Genomic DNA, 319 nt, shown 5'->3' on the forward strand with positions numbered 1-319 from the left:
TGCCTATTGAAGTTTTTGACGACTATTGCCCCGCGCAAGGCATCAATCATAGCAAGTATTACTTATCATCAGTTTCGTTGAACAGCTACAAAAACGATTCTACATCAAGCAATTATAGCGACTACTCATATGATGTAGTCGAAGTTAAGGATGGTAAAGCACTCAATGTAACGCTAACCGCAGCCCCCCATCCAGATACTCAAGACAAGACAAAGAACTTTTATGTCTGGTTAGACAAAGATAATGATGGCTTATTCCATAAGACGGAAGAACTCGTACTTTTTGGCAGCAGTAAAACGCAATTGACTGGCGAGATCTC

Annotated in this window: 1 protein-coding gene; it reads left to right on the forward strand. The window is 40.8% G+C overall.

The genetic code is table 11. The features are described from left to right. Positions 1 to 319 (forward strand): hypothetical protein (locus CWC11_RS23255; RefSeq protein WP_138684301.1); only part of this gene is annotated, 319 nt, incomplete at both ends.

Source organism: Pseudoalteromonas sp. S3178, assembly GCF_005886985.1.
In the GTDB taxonomy this organism is placed as follows: Bacteria; Pseudomonadota; Gammaproteobacteria; order Enterobacterales; family Alteromonadaceae; genus Pseudoalteromonas; species Pseudoalteromonas carrageenovora.